The sequence below is a fragment of the Allobosea sp. LjRoot9 genome (genome assembly GCF_964252745.1).
Lineage (GTDB): Bacteria > Pseudomonadota > Alphaproteobacteria > Rhizobiales > Beijerinckiaceae > Allobosea.
In genome coordinates this window covers 200,138-224,427 of the sequence record NZ_CAXUPC020000004.1, presented here as the reverse complement: position 1 = coordinate 224,427, position 24,290 = coordinate 200,138, and the positions used below count along the sequence as shown (strand labels likewise).

The following is a 24,290-nucleotide window of genomic DNA, read 5'->3' as shown; positions in this document are numbered from 1 at the left end:
GATCGTTCGCCGGCTCTCAGATCGCCCGCGATCATGACACGCTGATGACATAGGTGAGACAGATGCTTCACAGCCGGCCGATATTAGCACGAACCCGCTCGAAAAATGCTTGGCGGGTCTCCGGCGTCGCGCGGTTCATGTCGTAATGCGCCAGATAGAGCGGCCGCGCGCTCGGGTGGCAGACCGCGCGCAGCACCCGCCTGACCAGCTTGCGCGGCGGATCGCCCATCAACAGCGCGCGCCAGCGCGACCCGCCATAGGTCGTCACCGCCGCAAGCTTGCGGATGTTCCAGAGATTGGGCCTGACCTTGCCGTCGACCAGCTTGAACGAGATGCCGGGCAGGAAGACCCTGTCGAAGAACCCCTTCAGGATCGCCGGATAGCCGAAATTCCAGACCGGAAAGCACAGCACCAGCGCCTCGGCTCGTTGCAGCCGCTCGACATAGCCGGCAACGGAACGCGTGTTGCTGGCGAGGTCATGATAGCCCACGCGCTCGACCCGGCTCAGCACGGCGTCAAAACCCTCGGCATAGAGATCGCAATCATCGACCTCGTGCCCCGCCTGCTTCAGGCTCGTCACCACGGCCTCGTGCAGCGCCGCGCCATAGCTCTCCGGATCGGGATGGGCATAGAGCACGAGCACCCGCATCCTCAGCCCACCCCGGCTTCGGACAGGCTGCGGAACAGGAACGTCTTGCCTGACGCGTAATCGTAGGCCGGGTCCTCCCAGGCAATCATCTTGCCGGGGTTGAGCAGCCCTTGCGGATCGGCCTGCCGCTTGAAGGCGAGCTGGGCGTCATCGGTCTGCTTCATGCCCCCCTCCTCCAGCGTGTAGCGATGTGGGTTGAAGATCGGCGCGCCCATCGCCTCATGGATCGCCATGATCTCCTCCAGCCGCTCTTCCGTGGTGAAGCGCACCAAGGGCAGCCCGAAGCAGGTGATCTTGCCGTCGAAGCGGACGAATTCAAGATGGCAGAGCACTTCGTCGCCGAAGCGCGCATGGATCGCCTCGACCAGCTCGACCTGGTTCGGGAACGGGTAGAGCACCTGGAGATAGGTGATGGCGGGATCCACGCGCAGCGCCCTGAGCGTGGTGTGGTTCCAGCCGAGCTCATAGGCGGGCGGCAGGCCTTTCGCCTCCTCCGAGGAAAGCGTGTCCGAACGCATCAGCAGTTCGGCGCCCCTGAAACGCCTCGCATAGGCGAGCAGCGAGTCGACCGCGAAATCGGCCGCCATGACGATGACGAGATGGCTGTCACGCGGCAGGAATTTCCTGTGCCGCAGGAAATAATCATGAGGAGCCGGCGCAGCGACGACGGCAAGGTTCTTCAGCGCCAGCCCGTCCTGCTCGCCCAGCTCATTGGCGAACTCCGTCGCGGCCCGCAAACTACCGAAGCCGAGGATGACATCGATCCAGTCGTAAGCCGGCGCCAATGGCATCTCGACCTCGGTGATGATGCCGTTGGTGCCATAGGCATGGGCGACCTTGTGCAGATCCTCGCCGCTCAGCTCCAGAATGCGCGGCGAGGCTTCCATCGTCGCGACCTTGAGCGCGATGATGTTGCCCCAGTCGCGCAATCCGCCCCATTTGATCGAGCCGACGCCGCCCGAGCCGCCGGCGATGAAGCCGCCGATCGAGGCAGTCTGATAGGTCGAGGGGTGGAGCCTGAGTTCCTGGCGCGAATGCCGGCGCGTCTCGTCATCGATCCGCGCCATGATCGCGCCAGGCTCGGCGACATAGCGGCCGGGCGCGATCGCCTTGACCTTGTTGAAGCCGGAGAGGTCGAGCAGCACGCCGCCCGAGAGCGGCATGGCCTGGCCGTAATTGCCCGTGCCGGTGCCGCGCGGCGTCACCGGAATGCCCAGCGCATGTGCGGTGGCAAGCACCTCCAGCACCTCGGCCTCGCTCGTCGGCGACACGATGATGTCGGCCGTGACATGGTCGAGCTGGCGCTTCAGCACCGGCGAATACCAGAAGAAGTCGCGGCTCTTCTGCTTCACCAGCGCCGGGTTGTCCTCGCTGCGGATGCCGCCGAGGCGCGCCTTCAACGCGGCGATGTCGTAGCGGGCGGTCATGCGCGACGGGCCTCGGCCGTCATGCTCGCCCTTGTGGCGAGCATCCACGTCTCGAACACCGTCCTCGACATGCGAAGACGTGGATGGCCGGGACAAGCCCGACCATGACGACAGCGGGCGATGGACGAGCCCGCCATCATGCCGAACGCCCCATCAGATGATCGAGCTCGCGATGGTCCGGCAGCGTCGTGTCGATCGCGCGGCCGTTCACCAGCACGGTCCGGTCGGCCTGGGGGCGGGCAAAGAACTCGGTCCAGTCGCGGGCGCGGGTCAGGATCAGGTCGGCCGCTCCGCCAGGCGAGAGCACGCCGGCGCCGATCGTGCCCATGATCGCGGCCGGCGTCCGCGCCACCGCATTCGCCCAATCGGTCCCGGAATGATCGAACTGGAGGATGCGCGTGCCCTCGCGCAGCACCTCGATCAGGTCGAGATCGCCATAGGCATAGAACGGGTCGCGGGTGTTGTCGGAGGCGATCATCACCGGCACGCCCGCCGCCTTCAATTCATGCAGCGCCGTGACCCCGCGCCAGCGCGGCGTGCGGCCGGCTGCGCGGTCCTGCAGATACATGTTGCACATCGGCAGCGAGACCACGCTGATCCCCGCCTCCCTGACCTTGGCGATGATGCGCGCCTCGTCATCAGGCCGCTGCACGGCAAGCGAACAGCAATGCCCGCACAGAATCTTACCGGCGAAGCCATGGCGGATCGCGGCATCCGCGATGTTCTCCAGCGAACGCGCCTCAGGATCATTGGTCTCGTCGACATGGAAATCGAGGTCGAAGCCGTTCTCGATCGCCGCGCGGAAGACGATGTCGAGCGCCGCATCAAGCTCCGGGATCATATAGCTGACGCAGCCGAAGATGCCGTCTCCATGCGCCTTCACCGCCGCCGTCACCGCCCGCATATGCTCGGGCTCGAGCGCGAGCTGGATGCCGAACAGCGGCGATGCCTGCAATGCGATGCGGCCGGCCCATTCCGCCCTGAGCTCGGCGAAGACCGGCCAGGAGATGCCGATCTGCTTGCCGAGCGAGTCGAGATGCGTCCGCATCGCCGCCGTGCCGTGACTGAGCGCGCAGCGCAGGCCGAACTCCATCCGGGCCCGCACATCGTCTGCGGACCAATTCGCCTCGCGGTCGATCAGGACATTGCTCAGCGCGCCCATGAAGCTGCCATCGGGATTGCGGCGGCGCGGCCAGATATGGCCCTTGTCGAGATGGACATGGCAGTCGACGAGGCGCGGCAGCACGATGCCGCCGTCGAGATCGAAACTGGCGCTTGCCTCCAGCGGTTCGGTTCCCGCCGGCAGGATCGAGACGATACGGCCATGCTCGATGCCGATATCGACCTGCGCCAGCCCGTCGCGATCAGCGGCGAGCGAAGCGCCGTCGAGCAGGCAGAGCGGCGCGCGGGCATTGCTCAGGCGAAAGGAGGCTGTGCCGGGCAGGGAAGCAAAACCGCTGGTCACGTCGTCGTCTCTCCCGCTCGGCCCTGTATCCCTATAAGCAGCGATCGATACCGGCCCGCAATGACGCGTGCAACCAAGACGGCGTCGCATCCGGGCTTGTCCCCGCCGGGCCGATCGCGCATGAGGACGGCTCGCGGACGAGACGAGGATTGTCGGACCATGCCGGATCAGGCGCGCATCATCGATGGCAAGGCGGCAGCTGCCGCGCTACGGGCCGAGATCGGCCGCGAGGTCGCGGCGATCAAGGCGGAGCGTGGCCTCGCGCCCGGCCTGCATGTCGTGCTCGTCGGCGAGGATCCGGCAAGCCGGGTCTATGTCACCTCGAAGGAAAAGCTCGCCGCCGAGATCGGCATGAATTCGGTCGCGCACCGCCTGCCAGCGGAGACCAGCGAGGCCGAGCTCCTGGCCAAGATCGCCAGCCTCAACGCCGACGACACGGTCGACGGCATCCTGGTGCAATTGCCGCTGCCCAAGCATATCGACACAGGCACGATCATCGACGCGATCGACCCCGCCAAGGATGTCGACGGCCTGCATCCGATCAATGCCGGCAAGCTCGCCGGCGGCAAGAACGGCCTCGTGCCCTGCACGCCGCTCGGCTGCATGCTGCTGCTGCGGCAGGCGCTGCCGACGCTTGCGGGGCTGGAGGCCGTCGTGATCGGCCGCTCCGAGCTTGTCGGCCGCCCCGTGGCGCAATTGCTGCTGCAGGCCGACTGCACGGTGACGATCGCCCATTCCCGCACGCGCGACCTCGCCGCCGTAGTGCGCCGCGCCGATATCGTCGTGGCCGCGGTCGGCCGCCCGCATTTCGTTAGGGGCGACTGGATCAAGCCCGGCGCGACCGTGATCGATGTCGGCATCAACCGCACGCCCGACGGCAAGCTGGTCGGCGACGTCGATTTTGCCGAAGCGGTCGGTATCGCCGCCGCGATCACGCCGGTGCCGGGCGGTGTCGGCCCGATGACGATCGCCTGCCTGCTGCGCAACACGCTGACGGCGTTCAGGGCAAGGCGGGGGTAGGCGCAACCGTCATGCTCGGGCGAAGACCCGAGCATCTCAGGATGGTGGGGCTACTCTTCCTGCATGAGATTCTCAGGTCGGCGCTGCGCGCCGCCCGAGAATGACGAGAGCCGCCGCCGCTCACATATGGATCTGACGCTTGTCGACGGCGAGCGCGGCTTCCTTGACCGCTTCCGCCAGCGTCGGATGCGCATGGCAGGTGCGGGCGAGGTCCTCGGCCGAGCCGCCGAACTCCATCAGCACCGTGACCTCGGCGATCAGATCGCCGGCATGGGGGCCGATGATGTGGCAACCGAGCACACGGTCCGTCGCGGCATCCGCCAGGAACTTCACAAAACCGTCGGTATGGCGCATGGCGCGCGCCCGGCCATTGGCCGTGAAGGGGAACTTGCCGACCTTGTAGGCGACGCCCGCGGCCTTGAGCTCTTCCTCGGTCTTGCCGATCGCGGCGACCTCGGGAGCCGTGTAGACGATGCCGGGAATCGCGTCGTAATTCACATGGCCCGCCTTGCCGGCGATGATCTCGGCGACCGCCATGCCCTCATCCTCGGCCTTATGGGCGAGCATCGGGCCGCGCACCACGTCGCCAATGGCGTAGATGCCGGCGACATTGGTCTTGAAATGATCGTCGATGATGACGCGGCCGCGCTCGGTCGCAACGCCGGCCGCTTCCAGGCCGAGCCCGTCGGTGTTCGGGCGGCGGCCGATCGCGACCAGCACGATATCGGCGGAAAGCGTCTTGGCCTCGCCCCCAGCGGCGGGCTCGACCGTGACGGTCGCGCCCTTTTTGGCCGTCTCGACCTTGGTGACCTTGGCGCCGAGCTGGAAGGTGAAGCCCTGCTTCTCCAGGATGCGCTGGAACTGCTTGGCGATCTCGCCATCCATGCCGGGCAGGATGCGGTCGAGATATTCGACCACGGTGACCTTGGCGCCGAGACGGCTCCAGACCGAGCCGATCTCGAGCCCGATCACGCCGGCGCCGACCACGACCAATTCCTTGGGAACGGCGGTCAGCTCGAGCGCGCCGGTCGAGGTCACGACGACCTTCTCATCGACGCTCACGCCCGGCAGGTTGGTGGATTCCGAGCCCGTCGCGATGACGATGGCCTTGGTCTCGAGCTCCTGCGTCTTGCCGTCCTCGGCTGTGACGACGACCTTGCCGGCAGCCGGGATCGAGGCCGTGCCGTGGAAGGGCTCGATCTTGTTCTTCTTCAGCAGGAAGGCGACGCCGTTGACGTTGGCGTCGACCGTCTCCTGCTTGTGGACCAGCATCTGCTTGAGATCGAGCTTGGGCGTGCCCACCGTGATGCCGAGGCTCGGGAAGGTGTGGCTCGCTTCCTCGAACATCTCCGAAGCATGCAGCAGCGCCTTGGACGGGATGCAGCCGACATTCAGGCAGGTTCCGCCATGGGTCTTGCGCTTCTCCACCACCGCGACCTTGAGGCCGAGCTGGGCAGCGCGGATGGCGCAGACATAGCCGCCGGGGCCGGTTCCGATGACGACGAGATCGTAGGACATGGTCTCTCTTTCAGTCAGTCTTATGATTACTGCGCCAGCGGCGCGTTGAAGGCCCAGACATGGCCGAAGGGGTCGCGCAGGCGGCCGTAGCGGGCGCCCCAGAACACGTCGCTCGCCGGCATGAACACCTCGGCCCCAGCAGCCTCGGCCTTCGCCACGGCGGCGTCGACATCGGCCGGCGCCGGCAGGTTGATGCTGATCGTGATGCTCGCTGCGGCATGACCGGCCGGCGCCATGACATGTCCGCCGAACTCGGGAAACTCATCATGCAGCATGACCTCGCTGCCGAACAGCGCGAGATTGGCGTGCATCACGCGCAGGCCGTCATCGGCCATGGCCTTGAAGGTGCACTGCGCGCCAAAAGCCTTCTCATAGAAGGCGATCGCCTCAATGCCGCCCTTCACGCAGAGATGCGGCTGGATCGGCGGAGGATTGGGTCCGAAGGCCATGTTCGATCTCCCTGCGGCTCAGATCGCAGGCGCGCCGCCATCAGCGCCATCGCCACCAAGCCGTCTCCGTCCCTTTTCGTTAAAAGCGATCATAATTGTCAGGTGAGCACTGCCAGGTTCAGGATAAGAGGTAATTGATGGGAAAATCCCATCGGCATTCAGCTGAGCCCGTCTTTTTATTATCTCTGGCGCGTTATTATACCCAAATGCTTCTGCAGATTGCTCTTCGGCAGCCGATGAGCCGACAAAATCCAACGGGTCAAAATAAAAACGATATTCGCCGCTCGGATATTCTGGCGCGTTAACTCCGCGACCATCCAGCCGATAGACTCCCCGAAGAGATTCGATATCAAGCATCCGTAAGAATACTGATATCTTTTCATCTATAGACTGGCAGGCGAGATAGTCAGACACAAAACCTGTAGCGACCATCTCACCCGCCATCGCAGTATATGCTCTAAAAATTATATCGCTTTTCTTTATGTAACCGTAACCTACCTGATCTTCAGAGATCCAACACGAGACGCGCCGGATCCTCCAGCGCTTCCTTGATGCGGACGAGGAAGGTCACGGCCTCCTTGCCGTCGATGATGCGGTGGTCGTAGGAGACCGCCAGATACATCATCGGCCGGATCACGATCTGGCCGCCGACGACCATCGGGCGCTCCTGGATCTTGTGCATGCCCAGGATCGCCGATTGCGGCGCGTTCAGGATCGGCGTCGACATCAGCGAGCCATAGACGCCGCCATTCGAGATGGTGAAGGTGCCGCCCTGCATGTCCTCGATCTTGAGGGCGCCGTCGCGCGCCTTCTTGCCGAGCACGCCGATCGCCTTCTCGACGCCAGCAATCGAGAGCTGGTCGGCGTCGCGCACCACCGGCACGACCAGGCCCTTATCGGTGCCGACCGCGACCGCGATGTGATAATAGTTCTTGTAGACGATGTCGGTGCCGTCGATCTCGGCATTGACGGAGGGGATCTCCTTCAGCGCCTGCACGCAGGCCTTCACGAAGAAGCCCATGAAACCGAGCTTCACACCGTGCTTCTTCTCGAAGACGTCCTTGTACTGGTTGCGCAGCGCCATCACCGCCGACATGTCCACCTCGTTGAAGGTGGTCAGCATCGCCGCCGTCGACTGAGCTTCCTTGAGGCGGCGCGCGATGGTCTGGCGCAGCTTGGTCATCTTGACGCGCTCTTCGCGCGAGGCGTCGTCGGGAGCCGACGGGGCGCGAACCTGGATCGGCGCAGCCGGGGCAGCGGGCGCAGGAGCCGCGGAACCCGCTGCGATCGCGGTCAGCATGTCGCCCTTGGTGACACGGCCATCCTTGCCGGTCGCTGCGACATTCGCCGGGTCGACGCCGCTCTCGGCCGCGAGACGGCTGACCGCAGGGCCTGAATCGGCAGCCTTCGTCGCCGCGACAGGCGTAGCCGCAGCGGGAGCAGGCTTGGCCGCCTCAGTGGCAGGAGCGGCGGCGGCAGGAGCGGGAGCTGCGGCCTTGCCGTCGCCAGCCGTGATCATGCCGAGCAGCGCGCTGACGCCGACCGTGTCGCCTTCCTTGGCGACGATCTCGCCGAGCACGCCGGCGGCCGGTGCGTTGACCTCGAGCGTGACCTTGTCGGTTTCCAGCTCGACCAAAGGCTCGTCGGCCTTCACCGCGTCGCCAGGCTTCTTGAACCACTTGCCGATCGTGGCCTCGGAGACGGATTCGCCGAGGGTGGGTACGCGGATTTCAGTCGCCATGTCAGGCCTCTGTTGGTGTCTTTGTCTGGCGTGTCGTGATGGGCGCTACTGGTGTCAGGCCGCGAAGGCTTCGTCCAGGAACGCGTTGAGCTGTGCGAGGTGCTTGGACATCAGGCCGGTCGCCGTCGCGGCCGAAGCCGGGCGCCCGACATAACGCGGCCGCTTCGACTTGACCCCGGCATGACCCAGCACCCATTCCAGATAGGGCTCGACGAAGGTCCAGGAGCCCATGTTCTTCGGCTCTTCCTGGCACCAGACCACGTCGGCGCCCTTGAAGCGCGCCAGCTCCTGCGCCAGCGACTTCAGCGGGAACGGATAGAGCTGCTCGACGCGCATCAGATAGACGTCATCCAGCCCGCGCTTCTCACGCTCTTCCAGCAGGTCGAAATAGACCTTGCCCGAGCACAGCACGACGCGACGGATCTTCGCGTCCTTGACCAGCTTGGTGGTCGAGCGGCCGCGCTCGGCATCGTCATGCAGCACACGATGGAAGGTCGAGCCCTCGGCGAGCTCGGCGAGGTCGGAGACGCAGCGCTTGTGGCGCAGCAGCGACTTCGGCGTCATCAGGATCAGCGGCTTGCGGAAGTCGCGCTTCAGCTGGCGGCGCAGGATGTGGAAATAGCTCGCCGGCGTCGAGCAGTTCGCCACCTGCATGTTGTCTTCCGCGCACATCTGCAGGAAGCGCTCCAGGCGGGCCGAGGAATGCTCCGGCCCCTGCCCCTCATAGCCATGCGGCAGCAGGCAGACGAGGCCCGACATGCGCAGCCATTTGCGCTCGCCCGACGAGATGAACTGGTCGAACAGCACCTGCGCGCCATTGGCGAAGTCGCCGAACTGCGCTTCCCAGCAGGTCAGGGCGTTCGGCTCCGACAGCGTGTAACCGTATTCGAAGCCGAGCACCGCCTCTTCCGAGAGCATCGAGTTGATGACCTCGTAGCGCGACTGACCCTCGCGGATATCGTTCAGCGAGGTGTGGCGCGCCTCGGTCTCCTGGTCGATCAGAACAGAATGGCGCTGCGAGAAGGTGCCGCGCTCGCAATCCTGGCCCGAGAGCCGGACCGGGTTGCCGTCGAGCAGGAGCGAGCCGAAGGCCAGCGACTCGGCCGTCGCCCAGTCGATGCCCTGCCCGGTCTCGACCGCCTTGCGGCGGTTATCGAGGAAGCGCTGGATCGTCTTGTGGACGTTGAAGCCGGGCGGGGTCGCCGTGATCTTCTCGGTGATCTCCTTGAGCACCGCGGCGGGAACGCCGGTCGCACCGCGACGCGGATCGTCCTCGTCGGCGCGGATCGCCTTCATGCCGGCCCAGCGGCCGTCGAGCCAGTCCGCCTTGTTCGGCTTGAAGGCCTGGCCCGCATCGAACTCGATCTCGAGCTTGGCCTTCCAGGCAGCGCGCGCCTCATCGACCTCGCCGGGCTGGATCACGCCCTCGGCCTCGAGCTTGGCGGAATAGAGCTCCAGCGTCGTCTGGTGGCTGCGGATCTTGCGGTACATCAGCGGCTGGGTGAAGCCCGGCTCGTCGCCCTCATTATGGCCGAAGCGGCGATAGCAGAACATGTCGACCACGACCGGCTTGTGGAACTTCTGCCGGAATTCGATCGCGATCTTGGCGGCGAAGACGACGGCTTCGGGATCGTCGCCATTCACATGGAAGACCGGAGCCTCGACCATCTTGGCCACATCGGACGGATAGGGCGAGGAGCGCGAATAACGCGGATAGGTCGTGAAACCGATCTGGTTATTGATGATGAAATGCACGGAGCCGCCGGTGCGATGGCCTTTCAGACCGGACAGGCCCAGGCATTCCGCCACCACGCCCTGGCCGGCGAAAGCGGCGTCGCCATGCAGCAGGAGCGGCAGAACCTTGGAGCGCTCGACGATATCGCCGAACTGGTCCTGCTTGGCGCGGACCTTGCCGAGCACGACGGGGTCGACGATCTCGAGATGCGACGGATTGGCGGTCAGCGAGACGTGGACATTGTTGCCGTCGAACTCGCGGTCGGACGAGGCGCCCAGATGGTACTTGACGTCGCCCGAACCCTCGACGTCGTCAGGCGCGAAGGAGCCGCCCTTGAACTCGTGGAACAGCGCACGGTGCGGCTTGCCCAGAACCTGGGTCAGCACGTTGAGGCGGCCGCGATGGGCCATGCCGAAGACGATGTCGCGCACGCCGAGCGCGCCGCCGCGCTTGATGATCTGCTCCAGCGCCGGGATCAAGGATTCAGCCCCATCGAGGCCGAAACGCTTGGTGCCGGTGTATTTCAGGTCGATGAACTTCTCGAAGCCTTCGGCCTCGACGAGCTTGTTCAGGATCGCCTTCTTGCCCTCGCGGGTGAAGGCTATCTCCTTGTCGGGGCCCTCGATCCGCTCCTGCAGCCATGCCTTCTGCTCCGGATCGGAGATGTGCATGAACTCGATGCCGACCGTGCTGCAATAGGTGCGCTGCAGGATCGCGGTCATCTCGCGGATCGTGGCGAACTCCATGCCGAGCACGTTGTCGATGAAGATCTTGCGGTCGAGATCGGCCTCGGTGAAGCCGAAGGCGGCGGGCGAGAACTCCTCGGGATCCCGGGCTTGCTCGATGCCGAGCGGATCGAGCTTGGCGTGGAGATGGCCGCGCATGCGGTAGGCGCGGATCAGCATGATGGCGCGCACGGAATCGCGCGTCGCCTGCTGCACGTCGGACGCGCTCAGGGCGGCACCGGCGGCCTTGGCCTTGGCGCCGAGCTTGTCGGAGACGACCTTCTCGACCACGGCCCAGTTGCCGTCGAGCGCCGAGACCAGCTCGCCATTGGCATGGACCGGCCAGTTCGGCTTGGTCCAGGAGGCGCCTTTGGCGTTCTGGATGATGGCCGAGCCTTCATCCTTCAGCCCGGCGAAGAAACCCTGCCACTGCTCATCGACCGATTTCGGATCGGCCTGATAGCGGGCGTAGAGATCCTCGATATAGGCTGCGTTGCCGCCATAGAGGAAACCCGTCTGGGCGAGAGCCTCGTTGATGTCCTGGCGAGCCATGATCTGTCCTGCCTTTTCCTGCCTGCAACGTCATGGTCGGCCTTGAGCCGACCATCTTTTCGGTAGCGTCCAGCGCGTCACGAGATGGTCGGGCCAGGCCCGACCATGACGCGCGCGACCCTCAGCCCTTCAACACGTCGACCAAGGTCTTTCCAAGGCGCGCCGGCGAAGGCGAGACCCGGATGCCGGCCGCTTCCATGGCCGCGATCTTGTCTTCCGCGCCGCCCTTGCCGCCCGAGATGATCGCGCCGGCATGGCCCATGCGACGTCCGGGAGGTGCCGTGCGACCGGCGATGAAGCCGACCATCGGCTTCTTGCGGCCGCGCTTGGCTTCGTCCTTGATGAACTGCGCCGCGTCCTCTTCCGCCGAGCCGCCGATCTCGCCGATCATCACGATCGACTTGGTGTGCTCGTCGGCCAGGAACATCTCCAGCATGTCGATGAACTCGGTGCCCTTGACCGGGTCGCCGCCGATGCCGACGGCCGTGGTCTGGCCCAGACCCTCGCGAGTGGTCTGGAACACCGCCTCATAGGTCAGCGTGCCCGAGCGCGAGACGATGCCGACAGAACCCGGCTTGAAGATGTTGGCCGGCATGATGCCGATCTTGCTTTCGCCGGCCGTGACGACGCCGGGGCAGTTCGGCCCGATCAGGCGCGACTTGGAGCCCGACAGCGAGCGCTTGACGCGCACCATGTCGAGCACCGGGATGCCCTCGGTGATGCAGATGATCAGCGGGATCTCGGCGTCGATCGCCTCGCAGATCGCGTCCGCTGCACCCGGAGGCGGCACATAGACGACGGACGCCGTGGCGCCGGTCTTGTCACGGGCTTCGGCGACGGTATCGAAGACCGGCAGGCCGAGATGCAGCGCGCCGCCCTTGCCCGGCGAGGTGCCGCCGACCATCTGCGTGCCATAGGCAATCGCCTGCTCGGAATGGAAGGTGCCGTTCTTGCCGGTGAAGCCCTGGCAGATGACCTTGGTGTTCTTGTCGATCAGGATGGACATGGTTTCTCCTCAGGCCTTCTTGATCGCAGCCACGATCTTCTGGGCGGCATCGTCGAGATCATCGGCGGGAATGACGTTCAGGCCGGAGGACGAGATGATGTCCTTGCCTTCCTGCACATTGGTGCCCTCGAGGCGCACCACCAGCGGAACCTGAAGGCCGACCGCCTTCACCGCGGCGATGACGCCGCGCGCGATGACGTCGCACTTCATGATGCCGCCGAAGATGTTGACCAGGATGCCCTTCACCTGCGGGTCGGCGGTGATGATCTTGAAAGCCGCGGTGACCTTCTCTTCCGTGGCGCCGCCACCGACATCGAGGAAGTTCGCCGGCTCCTCGCCATAGAGCTTGATGATGTCGAGTGTCGCCATGGCGAGGCCGGCGCCGTTGACCATGCAGCCGATCGTGCCGTCGAGCGCGATATAGGCGAGGTCATACTTCGAGGCCTCGATCTCCTTGTCGTCCTCCTCGGTCGTGTCGCGCAGCGCCACGATCTCGGGGTGACGGTAGAGCGAGTTGGAGTCGAACGAGATCTTGGCGTCCAAGCACTTGATCTGGCCCTGCGTCGTCACGATCAGCGGGTTGATCTCCAGCATGTCCATGTCCTTGGACACGAACGCCGTGTAGATCTGGCCAAGCACCGTGCCGGCCTGCTTGGCGAGATCGCCGGAGAGACCCAGAATTCGCGCCATGGTGCGGCCGTGATGGGGCATGATCCCGGTGGCGGGATCGACCGAGAAGGTCTCGATCTTCTCCGGCGTGTCATGGGCGACGGCCTCGATGTCCATGCCGCCTTCGGTCGAGATCACGAAGGCGACGCGCGAGGTCTCGCGGTCGACCAGGGCTGAGAGGTAGAACTCCTTCTCGATGTCCGAGCCGTCCTCGATATAGAGGCGGTTGACCTGCTTGCCGGCATCGCCGGTCTGCGCGGTCACCAGCGTGTTGCCGAGCATTTCCTTGGCGTGGCTCTCGACCTCGGCGACCGATTTGGCCAGCCGCACGCCGCCCTTGGCGTCAGGGCCGAGTTCCTTGAACTTGCCCTTGCCGCGGCCGCCGGCGTGGATCTGGCTCTTCACCACATAAAGCGGTCCGGGCAGCTTCTTGGCGGCCTCGACGGCCTCGGCGACCGTCAGCGCCGGAAAACCGGCGGAGACCGGCGCGCCGAACTCCTTGAGTACCGCCTTACCCTGATATTCGTGGATGTTCATGTGCTCGGTTTCCCTGAAGCGAAGGTTATTTTGGCAGTCGGCAATAGGCAGTCGGCAGTAGCGAAGCGAGCCGGCGCCATTTTCACGACTGCCGACTGCCTATTGCCGACTGCCCTTATGTCACGCCAATGACGGATCGACAGCCTTGCAGGCGTCGATGAGGGTCTGGACCGAAGCCACCGACTTCTCCAGCATCGCCTTCTCGGCAGCGTTGAGGCGGATCTTGACGACCTTCTCGACGCCCTTGGCACCGATCACCACCGGCACGCCGACGAACATGTCCTTGACACCGTACTGGCCTTTGAGCGCGGCGGCCGCCGGCAGGACGCGCTTCTGGTCCTTGAGGTAGCTCTCGGCCATCGCGATCGCGGACGCCGCAGGCGCATAGAAGGCCGAGCCGGTCTTGAGCAGGTTGACGATCTCGCCGCCGCCCTTGCGGGTGCGCTCGACGATGGCGTCGAGGCGCTCCTGGGTGGTCCACTTCATCTTGACGAGGTCGGGCAGCGGGATGCCGGCGACGCCGGAGTAGCGCACGAGCGGCACCATGTCATCGCCATGGCCGCCGAGCACGAAGGCCGAGACGTCCTTGACCGAGACCTTGAACTCATCGGCGAGGAAGTGGCGGAAGCGGGCGCTGTCGAGCACGCCGGCCATGCCGCAGATCATGTTGGGCTTGAGGCCCGAGAACTTCTGCAGCGCCCAGACCATGGCGTCGAGCGGGTTGGTGATGCAGATGACGAAGGCCTTGGGGGCGTATTGCTTGATGCCCTCGCCGACCGACTTCATCACCTTGAGGTTGATGCCGATCAGGTCGTCGCGGCTCATGCCGGGCTTGCGCGGCACGCCGGCGGTGACGATGATCACGTCAGCGCCCTTGATGTCCTCATAGGACTGCGTGCCGGTATAGCTCGCGTCGAAACCGTCGACCGGTGCGGATTCGGCGATGTCGAGGCCCTTGCCTTGCGGGATGCCCTCGGCGATGTCGAACATGACGACGTCGCCCAGTTCCTTCAGACCGGCTAGGTGCGCGAGCGTTCCGCCGATCTGGCCGGCGCCGATGAGGGCAATCTTCTTGCGGGCCATATCCTAGTCCTTGTCCTTAGGTGCTGCGGGAGGCCGGTGGCCGGCCGAAACCGTGGGTTTCTTTGGCCCAAACGGGGCTTTTGCCGCAACCCTGTCGTTTGCGGGGATGAAGACCGGCCTCGATGCGCGCCAGTTTGGGGCCCAACCGACCAATCGACCTGATTTCAAGCACTTGCACCGGGCGAAAATGCGGCCGCCCTGTCCAATGTCGAGAAAACCGACAATGACAATTTACATAATTTGTAATTTGTCACAAGATTTTTCAGATGATCCCGGTCTCCAGCACGCGCAGCGCGACGCGGATCAGCGTGGCCAGACGCATATCGACAGAGGCCTGGGGCACATCCGCCTCGAGCGCGAGCGCAGCCGGATGGATGAAGCGGTGCGTGGCGTCGATGACGAAGGCGATGGCCCGGTCGCGGTCGCGCGGCTCGAAGGCGCCCGACGCAATGCCCTCGTCGATGACGCGCTCGAACAGCGCGCGCACGCGGGTACGGTTGCGCCGGCTGATCGCATGGCGCTTGGCGACCGCCTGCGAGAGCGCGGCAAAGAGATGCGGATCCTCGCTCAGCAGATCGCGATTGCCCTTGGCCAGCGCCAGGATCAACCGTTCGAGCTTGTCGGCGGCGGGGTCGGGCCCATCGGCGATGTCGGCGAGCCGCCGCTCGGTCGTCTTCAGCCAGACATCGACGACGGCATCGACCAGCGCCCCGCGCGACGGGAAGTAGCGATAGACATTGGCATGCGTCATGCCCGCTTCCGCCGCCACCGCCACGACGGTGAAGCGCTTCAGGCCGAATTGGCGCAGATGCTCGCTGGCGACCGAGAGGATGCGGGTCTCGCTCGGCTCGCGCATCGGCATGGCTCAGGTTTCCACCAATCCGCCGCTATCGCCGCTCGCGGCGGAATCGGCGCGGCCATGCGGCAAGGCGAGATAGTCGTCGGAGCGCATCTCGATCAATCGCGAGACCGTGCGGTCGAACTCGAAGGCCTCGCGGCCATTGCCGTCCTTGTAGAGTTCGTGCGGCTCGGCCGCCGCCGAAGCGACGAGCTTGACGTGATGCTCATAGAGCGTGTCGATCAGGATGATGAAACGCTTGGCCTCGTTGCGCCGGTCCCGCACCAGCACCGGGATGTCGTCGAGCACCAGCGTGTGGAAGCGCTGCGCCAGCGCGATATAGTCGGAGGCGCCATAGGCCTGGCTGCAGAGATCGGAAAAGCTCGCCCGCGCCACGCCGCCGGCCGCTTGCGGAATCCGCATGTCGTGCCCTTTGACCGACAACGTCACCGGCACGCCATGCGCCGCGCCGGAGACGCGCCTGAACGCCTCGTCGAGCGCAGCCTGCGCTGCGGTATCGGCCGGGACGTGATAGGTCGGCGCGCCCCCGAGCTTCTCCAGGCGGAAATCGGTGCGCGCATCCAACCTGAGCACCTCGACCTTCTCGGTCAGCAGCGCGACGAAAGGCAGGAACAGCGCCCGGTTGAGCCCGCCCTCATAGAGCCGCGACGGCTCGACATTCGAGGTCGCGACCACGACGACGCCGGCCGCGAACAGCGCTGTGAACAGCCGGCCGAGGATCATCGCATCGGCGATGTCGGTGACGGTGAACTCGTCGAAGCAGAGCAGGCTCGCTTCTGTCGCCAATTCGGCCGCGATGGGGGCGATCGGATCGGGCTCCTTGACCTCGCCGGCCTTGAGCTTCTGCCGGTAGGCAAAGATGCGCGAATGCACGTCGGCCAGGAATTCGTGGAAATGCACGCGCCGGCGCTTCGGCACCGGCGCTGCATCATAGAACATGTCCATCAGCATGGTCTTGCCGCGCCCGACAGAGCCCCAGATGTAGAGCCCCCTGGGAGCCTCCGTCGAAGCCTGCTTGCCGCCGAGCAGCCAGCCGAGCGCACTGCTCTTCCTGCCCAGGCGGCGCGCGCCGAGGGTCTCGGCCAGCGCCGCCAGGCGCCTGACCACGGCGACCTGCGCCGGATCGCGTTCGATCGCGCCCGCTTCGACCAGGGCGGAGTAACGGTCTGAAATCGAGGCGGCCATGGCTGGGGATCGTCGGCGGAAGGGAATTTCCGGTTACGGCAGGCAAGGCCCAGCCGCAAGGCCTGTCCCGGCATGGCAGGGCCTCGAAGCCATGCCGCCCTTCCTTGGTAGGCGCGCCTTCCCTGCGCAATCCGGCGCGCTGCATGGCAGCTCTTCCCGGCTCCGCTTTCCGTCCGGGCCGCAAGGGCCTAGCCTGACCGCCCGATGAGGCAATCTTCTTAGCGAAAGGCGGCCAGTGATGAAGAAGGGCTCCGACCTCCTGGTTGAAGCGCTCGAGAACGAGGGCGTCGACCGCATTTTCGGTGTGCCGGGCGAGGAGAACCTCGATGTCGTCGAGTCGCTTCGCACCTCCAGCATCAAGCTGATCCTGACGCGGCACGAGCAGGCGGCCGCCTTCATGGCTGCGACCCATGGCCGCTTGACCGGCAAACCCGGCGTCTGCATCGCGACGCTTGGACCTGGTGCGCTCAACTTCTCGACCGGGGCGGCCTATGCCCATCTCGGCGCCATGCCGATGATCCTGATCACCGGCCAGAAGGCGATCATGACCGCCAAGCAGGCGCGCTTCCAGATCGTCGATGTCGTCGCCTCGATGAAGCCATTGACCAAGATGACGCGGCAGATCGTCAGCGTTGCCAGCATCCCATCCGTGGTGCGCGACGCCTTCCGCGTCGCGATGGAGGAGCGGCCGGGTCCGGTCCATCTCGAATTGCCCGAGGATGTCGCGGCCGAGGAGATCGCGGATGCCTCGGTCATTCCGGTCCACCCGCTGGAGCGCCCGGTCGCTCAAGCCACCGCGCTCGACCGCGCGGCCGAAATGATCCTGGCCGCCAAGCACCCGCTCGTCATGATCGGCGCAGCGGGCAACCGGCCACGCCTCGTCGAGGCATTGTCGTCCTTCGTCAGGCGCACGGGCCTGCCCTTCTTCAACACGCAGATGGGCAAGGGCGCCGTCACCGGCGGCTCGAACCTCTATATGGGCACCGCCGCCCTGTCCGAGCGCGACTATGTCCATCTCGCCATCGACAAGGCGGACCTGATCATCTCGATCGGGCATGACACAGTGGAGAAGCCGCCCTTCCTGATGAAGAGCGCCGGCGGATCGAAGGTCGTCCATATCGGCTACCAATCGGCCAATGTCGAACAGGTCTACCATCCCGACGCCGAGGTCATCGGTGATATCGGCGCGACCGTGACGGCGCTTGCCGACCGGCTCGAAGGCAAGCTCGCGACCGATCCCTCGATGCTGGAGCTGCGCCAGACGATCCTTGCCCGGATCAATGATCGCGCCGAGGAGGACCGCTTCCCGGTCACGCCGCAGCGCATCGTCCACGATATCCGCCAGGTCATGCCGGAGGACGGCATCGTTTGCCTCGACAACGGCATGTACAAGATCTGGTTCGCTCGGAACTACCGCACCCATGTCGCCAACACGCTGCTGCTCGACAATGCGCTGGCGACGATGGGCGCGGGGCTGCCCTCGGCGATGATGGCGGCGCTGCTCTATCCCGAGCGACGCGTCATGGCGGTGTGCGGCGATGGCGGCTTCATGATGAACTCTCAGGAGATGGAGACGGCGGTCCGGCTAGGCCTGAACCTCGTCGTCGTCATCCTGAGCGACAACGCCTATGGCATGATCCGCTGGAAGCAGGCGGTCGACAGCTTCCCGGATTTCGGGATGACCTTCGGCAACCCTGATTTCGTCCGCTATGCGCAGGCCTATGGTGCGAAGGGCTCGCGGGTGACGGCGGTCGAGGAGCTCGTGCCGACGCTGGAGGCCGCCTTCACTGGCGGCGGCGTCCATCTCGTCGAAATTCCGATCGACTATTCCGAGAACACCCGCGTGCTCGTCGAGGAACTGCGCAACCGCAGCCCCGACATCCAGCTCGCCTGACCGGGAGAAAACCCATGCTGCAGGTCGTACAGGCCTTCGACCGCGCGCCGATCACCGAGATCGCAACCGACGACGCGGTCGCGCTGGAAGCCAAGCTTCAGGCCGCCGAGCGCGTCTTCCGCAACCGCGACGGCTGGCTCAAGCCGCATGAACGGATGGCGATCCTGCGTCGCCTCGCCGGGCTGATCGCGGGCAAGCGCGACCATCTCGCTCTGCAGATCGCGCGCGAAGGCGGCAAGCCCCTGCCGGACGCGATCGTAGAGGTCACCCGCGCCATCGACGGCGTGCACAACGCCGCCGACGAATTGCGCAACTTCGCCGGCCGCGAGATCCCGATGGGGCTGTCGCCGGCCGCAGCCGATCGCTGGGCCTTCACCACCAAGGAGCCGATCGGCATCGTCGCCGCGATCTCGGCCTTCAACCATCCGCTGAACCTGATCGTGCATCAGGTCGCTCCCGCGATCGCCACCGGCTGCCCGGTCATCATCAAGCCGGCAGGCACGACGCCGCTCTCCTGTCTCGACTTCGTCGCGCTCGTGCATGAGGCCGGTTTGCCCGAGGCCTGGTGCCAGAGCTTCGTCCCCGAGACCACCGAGCTTGCCGAAAAACTCGCGACCGATCCGCGCATCGCCTTCCTCAGCTTCATCGGCTCGGCCAAGGTCGGCTGGTATCTCCATAGCAAGCTTGCCCATGGCGCGCGCTCGGCGCTGGAGCATGGCGGTGTCGCACCTGCGATCGTCGACAAGAGCGCCAATCTCGAAGCGATCATCGAGCCGATCGTGAAGGGCGGCTACTACCATGCCGGCCAGGTCTGCGTGTCGACGCAGCGCATCTATGTGCATGATTCCATCGTCAACGACTTCACCGAGCGTCTCGTCGCGCGAGTGAAGACGCTACGCACCGGGGATTCCGTGCTGAAGGACACTGAAGTCGGCCCGCTGATCACGCCGAAGGAAGCCGACCGCGTCGCCTCCTGGATCGACGAGGCGGTGAAGGGCGGCGCCAAGCTGCTGACCGGCGGCAGGCGGCTCTCCGAGACGACGCTGGAGCCCACCGTGCTGGTCGATCCTTCCGAGGAGGCGCGCATCTCGCGGGAGGAGATCTTCGGCCCGGCCGTTGCGATCTACCGCTATCGCGACCTCGACGATGCGATCGCCCGGGCCAATTCCCTGCGGGTCGCCTTCCAGGCCAGCATCTTCGCGCAGGACATCGACATCGCCTTGCGCGCCGCCAACCGGCTCGATGCCTCGGCCGTCATGATCAATGATCCGACGACCTTCCGCACCGACTGGATGCCCTTCGCTGGCCGCCGCGAATCCGGCTACGCCACCGGCGGCATCCCCTTCACCATGCGCGACATGACGCAGGAGAAGATGATCCTGATGCGCCGAAGCTAGCGGATACGCTTCACCATCCGAAACCCTCGCGGCGTGAGCCAGCCGAGGTTTTCGGCATGAGCATCCTTCCCTTCCCCCCTGGCGGGGGAAGGTGGATCGGCGAAGCCGAGACGGATGAGGGGGCGCTGTGAGCTTTCCGGCTCAACATAACACGACGCCAACCGGACAGGGCACGGCGCCCCCTCATTCGCCCCTGCGGGGCACCTTCTCCCGCCAGGGGAGAAGGGAAAAAGGGCGCTCGCAAATGGCGCTGGAGCAGCCTTCAGAGCGCGCGATTCGTCCCGTCCTCGGATGAAAACAGCGGCGATCGATCGCCCGTGCCCGCAGCCGGGCCATCTCCGACGCGTGCCCGCTTGCCTCGAGAGTGCCCGGAACAGGCCTCCCGATCGGCAATTCTTGCCTAGTGCTGGGAAAATTTTTCCTAGTTAAGTCTTTGAAATTTATGACCTTTTTTTGATTTTTCCGCGCCTGGTTTCCGCCGCTGCTCCGTTTCACTGGAAGGGACAAGCCACAACTCCATCGATTTGTGCGCGATCTCTCCCTGGGAAATGCCGCTATGACCTGTCCGCCGTCTCATCTAGATATCGCGACATTCGCCGTTCCCATGCCGCCGATCGGGGCCCTGGAGGCGCGCACGGAGCTTCTGCCGAACTTGGGGGACCTCTCAATCCGCAGGCCATTGGATCGCGATGACGAGCTCCTGCGGCTGATCGCGCTCAGCGACGAGACGGCTTTCCGTCAATTGGTCGAACGCCATGTCGACCGGGCCTATGCGCTGGCCCTGCGCATCCTGCGCAATGCCGCCGATGCGGAGGATGTGGTCCAGGACACGCTGCTCAAGATCTGGACCCATCGCGGCAGCTGGGAGACCGGGCGGGCGAAATTCACGACCTGGCTCTACCGTGTCGTGACCAATCGCTGCCTCGACATGCGCCGGCGGCCGCAGACCGAGGGCATGGAGAACCTGCCCGAGATCATCGACGAGCAGCCAGACGCCCTCACCGCGCTGCACCGCCACGAAGTCAATGACCTGCTGACCCGGGAAATGGGGCGCCTGCCCGACCAGCAGCGCGTCGCCCTCATCCTGTCCTATTACGACGATTTCAGTAATGCGCAGATCGCGGAGATCATGGAGACGACGGTGTCGGCCGTCGAGGCCCTGCTCAAGCGCGGCCGCCAGCATCTGCGCAAGCATCTGCGCCGTTCGGAACGCGACATCCGGCAGTCGTTCACAGACGATTAGCCATAGTCCGCTTCTCCCGTAGAAACCGCGCCCACCTGGCTCTGCCGTCCCGTTGAACTGGCAGACACGGAAGCACCGCGTCCTCGCCCTCCTGAATTGGAGGGCGGATTCCCAGCCGCGCAAGGAGAAGCCGTCATGGCTGTGATCTCGACCAACATCGCCGCCAATTCGGCGGTCCGATACCTCAACATGAACTCCGTCGACCAGTCGTCCTCGCTGTCCAAGCTGGCCAGCGGCTCGCGCATCACCAAGGCCTCGGACGATGCCGCGGGCCTCGCCATCTCGACGCGGATCTCGTCCGATGTGACGGCGCTGACCCAGGCGGCCACGAACGCCTCCCACGGCACCTCGATCCTGCAGACCGCCGATGGCGGCGCCTCCAACATCAGCGACATGCTGCAGCGCATGAAGGCGCTGGCCTCGCAGTCGGTCTCCGGCACCGTCACCGATTCCGAGCGCGCCTATATCGACGCGGAATTCTCGCAGCTCGCAGAGGAAATCGACGGCATCAGCGAGAGCACGCGCTATAACGGCGCCAGCCTGCTCGACGGCACCAGCGACTTCGCCAACGGCATGGTCGTCGTCGTCGGCTCGAACGCCACCAGCGACACCATCAAGGTGACGATCGACGCCCTGACCACCTCGGCGCTCGACATCACCGCCGCGACGGATGAGGCTCCCGCCAGTCTCGTCGGCAGCGCCAGCGGCTATGACGCCAGCGGCGGCGACGTCTCCTTCACCGTCAACGGCACCTCGGTGACGCTGTCGGCGACCGGCGGCACGGCCTCGGACGGCGTCTATACCGCCGACGACATCGCAACCGCGATCAATACGGCGCTGGGCACCAGCACCGTGTCGGCTTCCGTCGATGCGACCACGGGCAAGCTGACCCTGTCGAACACCGCGACGGGCTCCACCGCCGGGATCACCATCGCGGGCACCGGCAGCTTCGATGTCGCCGATCTCGGCTTCGACGACACCAGCAGCACGGGCCGCGATGCCGGGACCACTCTCTCGGTCGCGACGCAGGATGGCGCCCAGGCGGCCATCGCCGTGATCGACGCCGCGATCGACACGGTCTCGAACGCCCGCGCCAATATCGGCGCGCTCGAATCGCGCTTCGAGTTCCGCTCGAACACGATCGCCACCAGCATCGAGAACCTCGAGGCCGCCAATTCGGCGATCAAGGATGTCGACGTGGCCTCCGAATCCGCCACCCTGGCCGCAGCCAAGGTCAAGACCCAGGCCTCCGTCGCTGCCGCCGCCCAGGCGAACCAGATGCCGCAGGAACTGCTCAAGCTGCTGCAGTGATCCGATGCAGTGATCCGATGAACGAAGCGGGCCGGTATCCTCCGGCCCGCCTTTCCACCGGGATGCGATGAGATGGCGTCAGTCAGCAGTACGAGTTCGAGCACGTCGGATCTGTTGTCCTCGGCCTATAGCACCTCGACGACATCGAGCTCGGGCAGCACGTCGAGCACCTCGGCAACCACCGATCCGTCCGATATCGATTGGAGCGCGCTCATCGAGGCCTCGGTCCAGGCCAAGCTCAGCAAAGCCGACACGATCGATCTCAAGATCACCGCGAACCAGGCCAAGATCTCCGCCTATGAGCAGCTGCAGTCCCTGCTCGACGATCTCTCGGACGCCGCCGATGCGCTGCGCGCCGTCTCCGGAACCTCGAACAGCTCCACCGACGTTTTCCTGGACCGGGCCGCCTATCTCTCCGCCAATGGCGATGTCGACGCCGCCTCCTCGCTATCCGCGACGGTCGAGGACGGGACCGATGTCGGCAGCTACGACATCCAGATTCTGCAGCTCGCCAAGGCCCACAAGATCGCGAGCAGCGTTGTCGCCAGCAGCTCGGAGGATCTCGGCTATTCCGGCGTGATCTCGCTCGGCACCGAAAGCGGCAGTTCCGTCGAGTTGACGGTCACCGAGAGCATGTCGCTGGCCGATCTCGCCGAAGCGATCAATGACCAGTCGAGCACCACCGGCGTACAGGCCACCGTGCTGAAGGTGTCGTCCTCGCAATATCAGCTCATTCTTTCCACGAGCGAGACCGGCGAGACGATCAGTGCGAGCACCGTCTCGGGCGACGATGTGCTCGCCTCGCTCGGCGTCACGGACAGCACCGGCGCTCTCGCCAATGTCCTGCAGGAATCGCAGGACGCCATCGTCACGCTCGATGGCATCACCGCCACCCGCTCCACCAACGACATCGACGACCTGCTCGACGGCGTGACGCTGCATCTCTACCAGACGACCCAGAGCGACCCGGATACCGAGAGCGACGTCTCGATCACGATCGAGATCGGCGCCGATGTCAGCTCCGCCAAGACGGCGATCCAGGCGTTGGTCGACGCCTATAACGCCTTCCGCGATTTCGTCACGACGCAGCAGACGCTGTCCAGCGATGGCATGGCCGCCGACGATGCCGTGCTGTTCGGCGACGGAACCATGCGCAGCACGACTCTCTCGGTCTACAGCGCGCTCACGCGCACCGTCGGCGAGAATTCGATGGCGCTGATCGGCCTCTCCTTCGACAGCGACGGCACGCTCGTCCTCGACGAGGACACGCTCGACGACGCGCTTCTGGACAATCTCGACTCGGTCAAGGCGCTGCTCAGCTTCCAGATGGATGCCTCGTCCAGCGATCTGAAGCTGCTGGCGCGCGGCACCAATGTGCCGAACGCCTTCACCCTCGACCTGACGGTCGATGCCAGCGGGGCGCTGAGCTCGGCCTCGGTGAACGGCGACTCCTCGCTCTTCACCATCAAGGGCACCCGGATCGTCGGTGCCGCCGGGACCGCCTATGAGGGCTACAGCTTCGTCTATACGGGCTCGACCTCGAAATCGATCGACGTCTCCATGAGCACGGGCATCGCCGAGCTGCTCTACAACACGTCGAGCGCCGCTTCCGACACTTCGGACGGCACGCTGCAGACGCTGATCGACAATCTCGAGGCGACCGACACGACACTCCAGACCAAGAGCGATGCGATCCGCTCCGCCGCCGAAACCTACCGGACCAATCTCACCAATCGCTACGCCCGCTACCAGGCCGCGATTTCCGCGGCGGAATCGACGCAGGACTACCTGACTGCGCTTCTCGATCAAGATTAAGAATGGACCC

The 24,290-nt window shown here is 65.2% G+C and carries 19 protein-coding genes and 1 pseudogene; 7 read left to right on the top strand and 13 right to left on the bottom strand.

The window, feature by feature from the left end; genetic code table 11:
* Positions 1 to 67 precede the first annotated feature (67 nt).
* From ACSQ3P_RS18365 to ACSQ3P_RS18355, 3 genes are all read right to left on the bottom strand, one after another.
* Positions 68 to 649 (bottom strand): NAD(P)H-dependent oxidoreductase, encoded by a 582-nt coding sequence (locus tag ACSQ3P_RS18365; RefSeq protein WP_436166950.1) that lies wholly within the window; start codon positions 647 to 649, stop codon positions 68 to 70.
* A 2-nt stretch (positions 650 to 651) separates the two neighbouring features.
* Positions 652 to 2,076: an FAD-binding oxidoreductase gene (locus ACSQ3P_RS18360; protein WP_436167187.1), complete on the bottom strand. Its 1,425-nt coding sequence runs from the start codon at positions 2,074 to 2,076 to the stop codon at positions 652 to 654.
* A gap of 136 nt (positions 2,077 to 2,212) precedes the next feature.
* Positions 2,213 to 3,541 carry a cytosine deaminase gene (locus ACSQ3P_RS18355; protein ID WP_436166949.1) on the bottom strand — a complete coding sequence of 443 codons (1,329 nt, stop codon included), beginning with the start codon at positions 3,539 to 3,541 and terminating at the stop codon, positions 2,213 to 2,215.
* Positions 3,542 to 3,700: 159 nt separating this feature from the next.
* On the opposite strand from ACSQ3P_RS18355, the gene folD reads away from it, so the two are divergent.
* A complete protein-coding gene (gene folD, locus ACSQ3P_RS18350) occupies positions 3,701 to 4,561 on the top strand; it encodes a bifunctional methylenetetrahydrofolate dehydrogenase/methenyltetrahydrofolate cyclohydrolase FolD (protein WP_436166948.1) in 861 nt (286 codons plus the stop codon).
* A gap of 120 nt (positions 4,562 to 4,681) precedes the next feature.
* Here folD and lpdA read toward each other — a convergent pair whose 3' ends face one another.
* The 10 genes from lpdA to zapE form a co-directional block, all read right to left on the bottom strand.
* A complete protein-coding gene (gene lpdA, locus ACSQ3P_RS18345) occupies positions 4,682 to 6,079 on the bottom strand; it encodes a dihydrolipoyl dehydrogenase (RefSeq protein WP_436166947.1) in 1,398 nt (465 codons plus the stop codon).
* Positions 6,080 to 6,105: 26 nt separating this feature from the next.
* Entirely contained in the window at positions 6,106 to 6,528 is a 423-nt protein-coding gene (locus ACSQ3P_RS18340) for a VOC family protein (RefSeq protein WP_069688836.1), read from the bottom strand.
* Between the two features lie 18 nt (positions 6,529 to 6,546).
* On the bottom strand, positions 6,547 to 6,972 hold the full coding sequence (locus ACSQ3P_RS18335) for a hypothetical protein (protein ID WP_436166946.1): 426 nt from the start codon (positions 6,970 to 6,972) through the stop codon (positions 6,547 to 6,549).
* 61 nt (positions 6,973 to 7,033) lie between these two features.
* A complete protein-coding gene (odhB, locus tag ACSQ3P_RS18330) occupies positions 7,034 to 8,269 on the bottom strand; it encodes a 2-oxoglutarate dehydrogenase complex dihydrolipoyllysine-residue succinyltransferase (RefSeq protein WP_436166945.1) in 1,236 nt (411 codons plus the stop codon).
* Positions 8,270 to 8,323: 54 nt separating this feature from the next.
* Positions 8,324 to 11,281 carry a 2-oxoglutarate dehydrogenase E1 component gene (locus tag ACSQ3P_RS18325; protein WP_436166944.1) on the bottom strand — a complete coding sequence of 986 codons (2,958 nt, stop codon included), beginning with the start codon at positions 11,279 to 11,281 and terminating at the stop codon, positions 8,324 to 8,326.
* A gap of 121 nt (positions 11,282 to 11,402) precedes the next feature.
* Positions 11,403 to 12,287, bottom strand: a complete 885-nt coding sequence (gene sucD, locus ACSQ3P_RS18320) for a succinate--CoA ligase subunit alpha (protein ID WP_069688840.1) — start codon at positions 12,285 to 12,287, stop codon at positions 11,403 to 11,405.
* A 9-nt stretch (positions 12,288 to 12,296) separates the two neighbouring features.
* The gene (sucC, locus tag ACSQ3P_RS18315; RefSeq protein ID WP_436166943.1) at positions 12,297 to 13,493 is read right to left on the bottom strand and encodes an ADP-forming succinate--CoA ligase subunit beta; all 1,197 of its coding nucleotides are present in this window, start codon (positions 13,491 to 13,493) and stop codon (positions 12,297 to 12,299) included.
* Between the two features lie 120 nt (positions 13,494 to 13,613).
* Positions 13,614 to 14,576, bottom strand: a complete 963-nt coding sequence (mdh, locus tag ACSQ3P_RS18310) for a malate dehydrogenase (RefSeq protein WP_436166942.1) — start codon at positions 14,574 to 14,576, stop codon at positions 13,614 to 13,616.
* A gap of 262 nt (positions 14,577 to 14,838) precedes the next feature.
* Positions 14,839 to 15,438 carry a TetR/AcrR family transcriptional regulator gene (locus ACSQ3P_RS18305; protein WP_245928214.1) on the bottom strand — a complete coding sequence of 200 codons (600 nt, stop codon included), beginning with the start codon at positions 15,436 to 15,438 and terminating at the stop codon, positions 14,839 to 14,841.
* Positions 15,439 to 15,441: 3 nt separating this feature from the next.
* The gene (zapE, locus tag ACSQ3P_RS18300; RefSeq protein ID WP_436166941.1) at positions 15,442 to 16,620 is read right to left on the bottom strand and encodes a cell division protein ZapE; all 1,179 of its coding nucleotides are present in this window, start codon (positions 16,618 to 16,620) and stop codon (positions 15,442 to 15,444) included.
* A gap of 238 nt (positions 16,621 to 16,858) precedes the next feature.
* Here zapE and ACSQ3P_RS18295 point away from each other — a divergent pair, with 238 nt between their 5' ends.
* From ACSQ3P_RS18295 to fliD, 6 genes and pseudogenes are all read left to right on the top strand, one after another.
* Entirely contained in the window at positions 16,859 to 18,514 is a 1,656-nt protein-coding gene (locus ACSQ3P_RS18295; RefSeq protein ID WP_436166940.1) for an acetolactate synthase large subunit, read from the top strand.
* Positions 18,515 to 18,528: 14 nt separating this feature from the next.
* A complete protein-coding gene (locus tag ACSQ3P_RS18290; RefSeq protein WP_436166939.1) occupies positions 18,529 to 19,911 on the top strand; it encodes an aldehyde dehydrogenase family protein in 1,383 nt (460 codons plus the stop codon).
* 652 nt (positions 19,912 to 20,563) lie between these two features.
* Positions 20,564 to 21,154: an RNA polymerase sigma factor gene (locus tag ACSQ3P_RS18285; RefSeq protein WP_436166938.1), complete on the top strand. Its 591-nt coding sequence runs from the start codon at positions 20,564 to 20,566 to the stop codon at positions 21,152 to 21,154.
* A 135-nt stretch (positions 21,155 to 21,289) separates the two neighbouring features.
* A pseudogene (locus ACSQ3P_RS18280) lies at positions 21,290 to 21,809 on the top strand (flagellin); the annotation flags it as partial.
* A 101-nt stretch (positions 21,810 to 21,910) separates the two neighbouring features.
* A complete protein-coding gene (locus ACSQ3P_RS18275) occupies positions 21,911 to 22,465 on the top strand; it encodes a flagellin (protein ID WP_436167186.1) in 555 nt (184 codons plus the stop codon).
* Between the two features lie 72 nt (positions 22,466 to 22,537).
* Complete coding sequence (gene fliD / locus ACSQ3P_RS18270; protein ID WP_436166937.1) at positions 22,538 to 24,280, top strand: flagellar filament capping protein FliD; 1,743 nt, start codon at positions 22,538 to 22,540, stop codon at positions 24,278 to 24,280.
* Positions 24,281 to 24,290: the final 10 nt, after the last annotated feature.

Excerpts from the sequence above, each read along its gene's own strand:
- ACSQ3P_RS18365 (WP_436166950.1), bottom strand. The coding sequence starts at position 649 with ATGCGGGTGCTCGTGCTCTATGCCCATCCCGATCCGGAGAGCTATGGC.
- ACSQ3P_RS18360 (WP_436167187.1), bottom strand. The coding sequence starts at position 2,076 with ATGACCGCCCGCTACGACATCGCCGCGTTGAAGGCGCGCCTCGGCGGC.
- folD (WP_436166948.1), top strand. The coding sequence starts at position 3,701 with ATGCCGGATCAGGCGCGCATCATCGATGGCAAGGCGGCAGCTGCCGCG.
- lpdA (WP_436166947.1), bottom strand. The coding sequence starts at position 6,079 with ATGTCCTACGATCTCGTCGTCATCGGAACCGGCCCCGGCGGCTATGTC.
- ACSQ3P_RS18340 (WP_069688836.1), bottom strand. The coding sequence starts at position 6,528 with ATGGCCTTCGGACCCAATCCTCCGCCGATCCAGCCGCATCTCTGCGTG.
- ACSQ3P_RS18335 (WP_436166946.1), bottom strand. The coding sequence starts at position 6,972 with ATGGCGGGTGAGATGGTCGCTACAGGTTTTGTGTCTGACTATCTCGCC.
- odhB (WP_436166945.1), bottom strand. The coding sequence starts at position 8,269 with ATGGCGACTGAAATCCGCGTACCCACCCTCGGCGAATCCGTCTCCGAG.
- ACSQ3P_RS18325 (WP_436166944.1), bottom strand. The coding sequence starts at position 11,281 with ATGGCTCGCCAGGACATCAACGAGGCTCTCGCCCAGACGGGTTTCCTC.
- sucD (WP_069688840.1), bottom strand. The coding sequence starts at position 12,287 with ATGTCCATCCTGATCGACAAGAACACCAAGGTCATCTGCCAGGGCTTC.
- sucC (WP_436166943.1), bottom strand. The coding sequence starts at position 13,493 with ATGAACATCCACGAATATCAGGGTAAGGCGGTACTCAAGGAGTTCGGC.
- mdh (WP_436166942.1), bottom strand. The coding sequence starts at position 14,576 with ATGGCCCGCAAGAAGATTGCCCTCATCGGCGCCGGCCAGATCGGCGGA.
- ACSQ3P_RS18305 (WP_245928214.1), bottom strand. The coding sequence starts at position 15,438 with ATGCCGATGCGCGAGCCGAGCGAGACCCGCATCCTCTCGGTCGCCAGC.
- zapE (WP_436166941.1), bottom strand. The coding sequence starts at position 16,620 with ATGGCCGCCTCGATTTCAGACCGTTACTCCGCCCTGGTCGAAGCGGGC.
- ACSQ3P_RS18295 (WP_436166940.1), top strand. The coding sequence starts at position 16,859 with ATGAAGAAGGGCTCCGACCTCCTGGTTGAAGCGCTCGAGAACGAGGGC.
- ACSQ3P_RS18290 (WP_436166939.1), top strand. The coding sequence starts at position 18,529 with ATGCTGCAGGTCGTACAGGCCTTCGACCGCGCGCCGATCACCGAGATC.
- fliD (WP_436166937.1), top strand. The coding sequence starts at position 22,538 with ATGGCGTCAGTCAGCAGTACGAGTTCGAGCACGTCGGATCTGTTGTCC.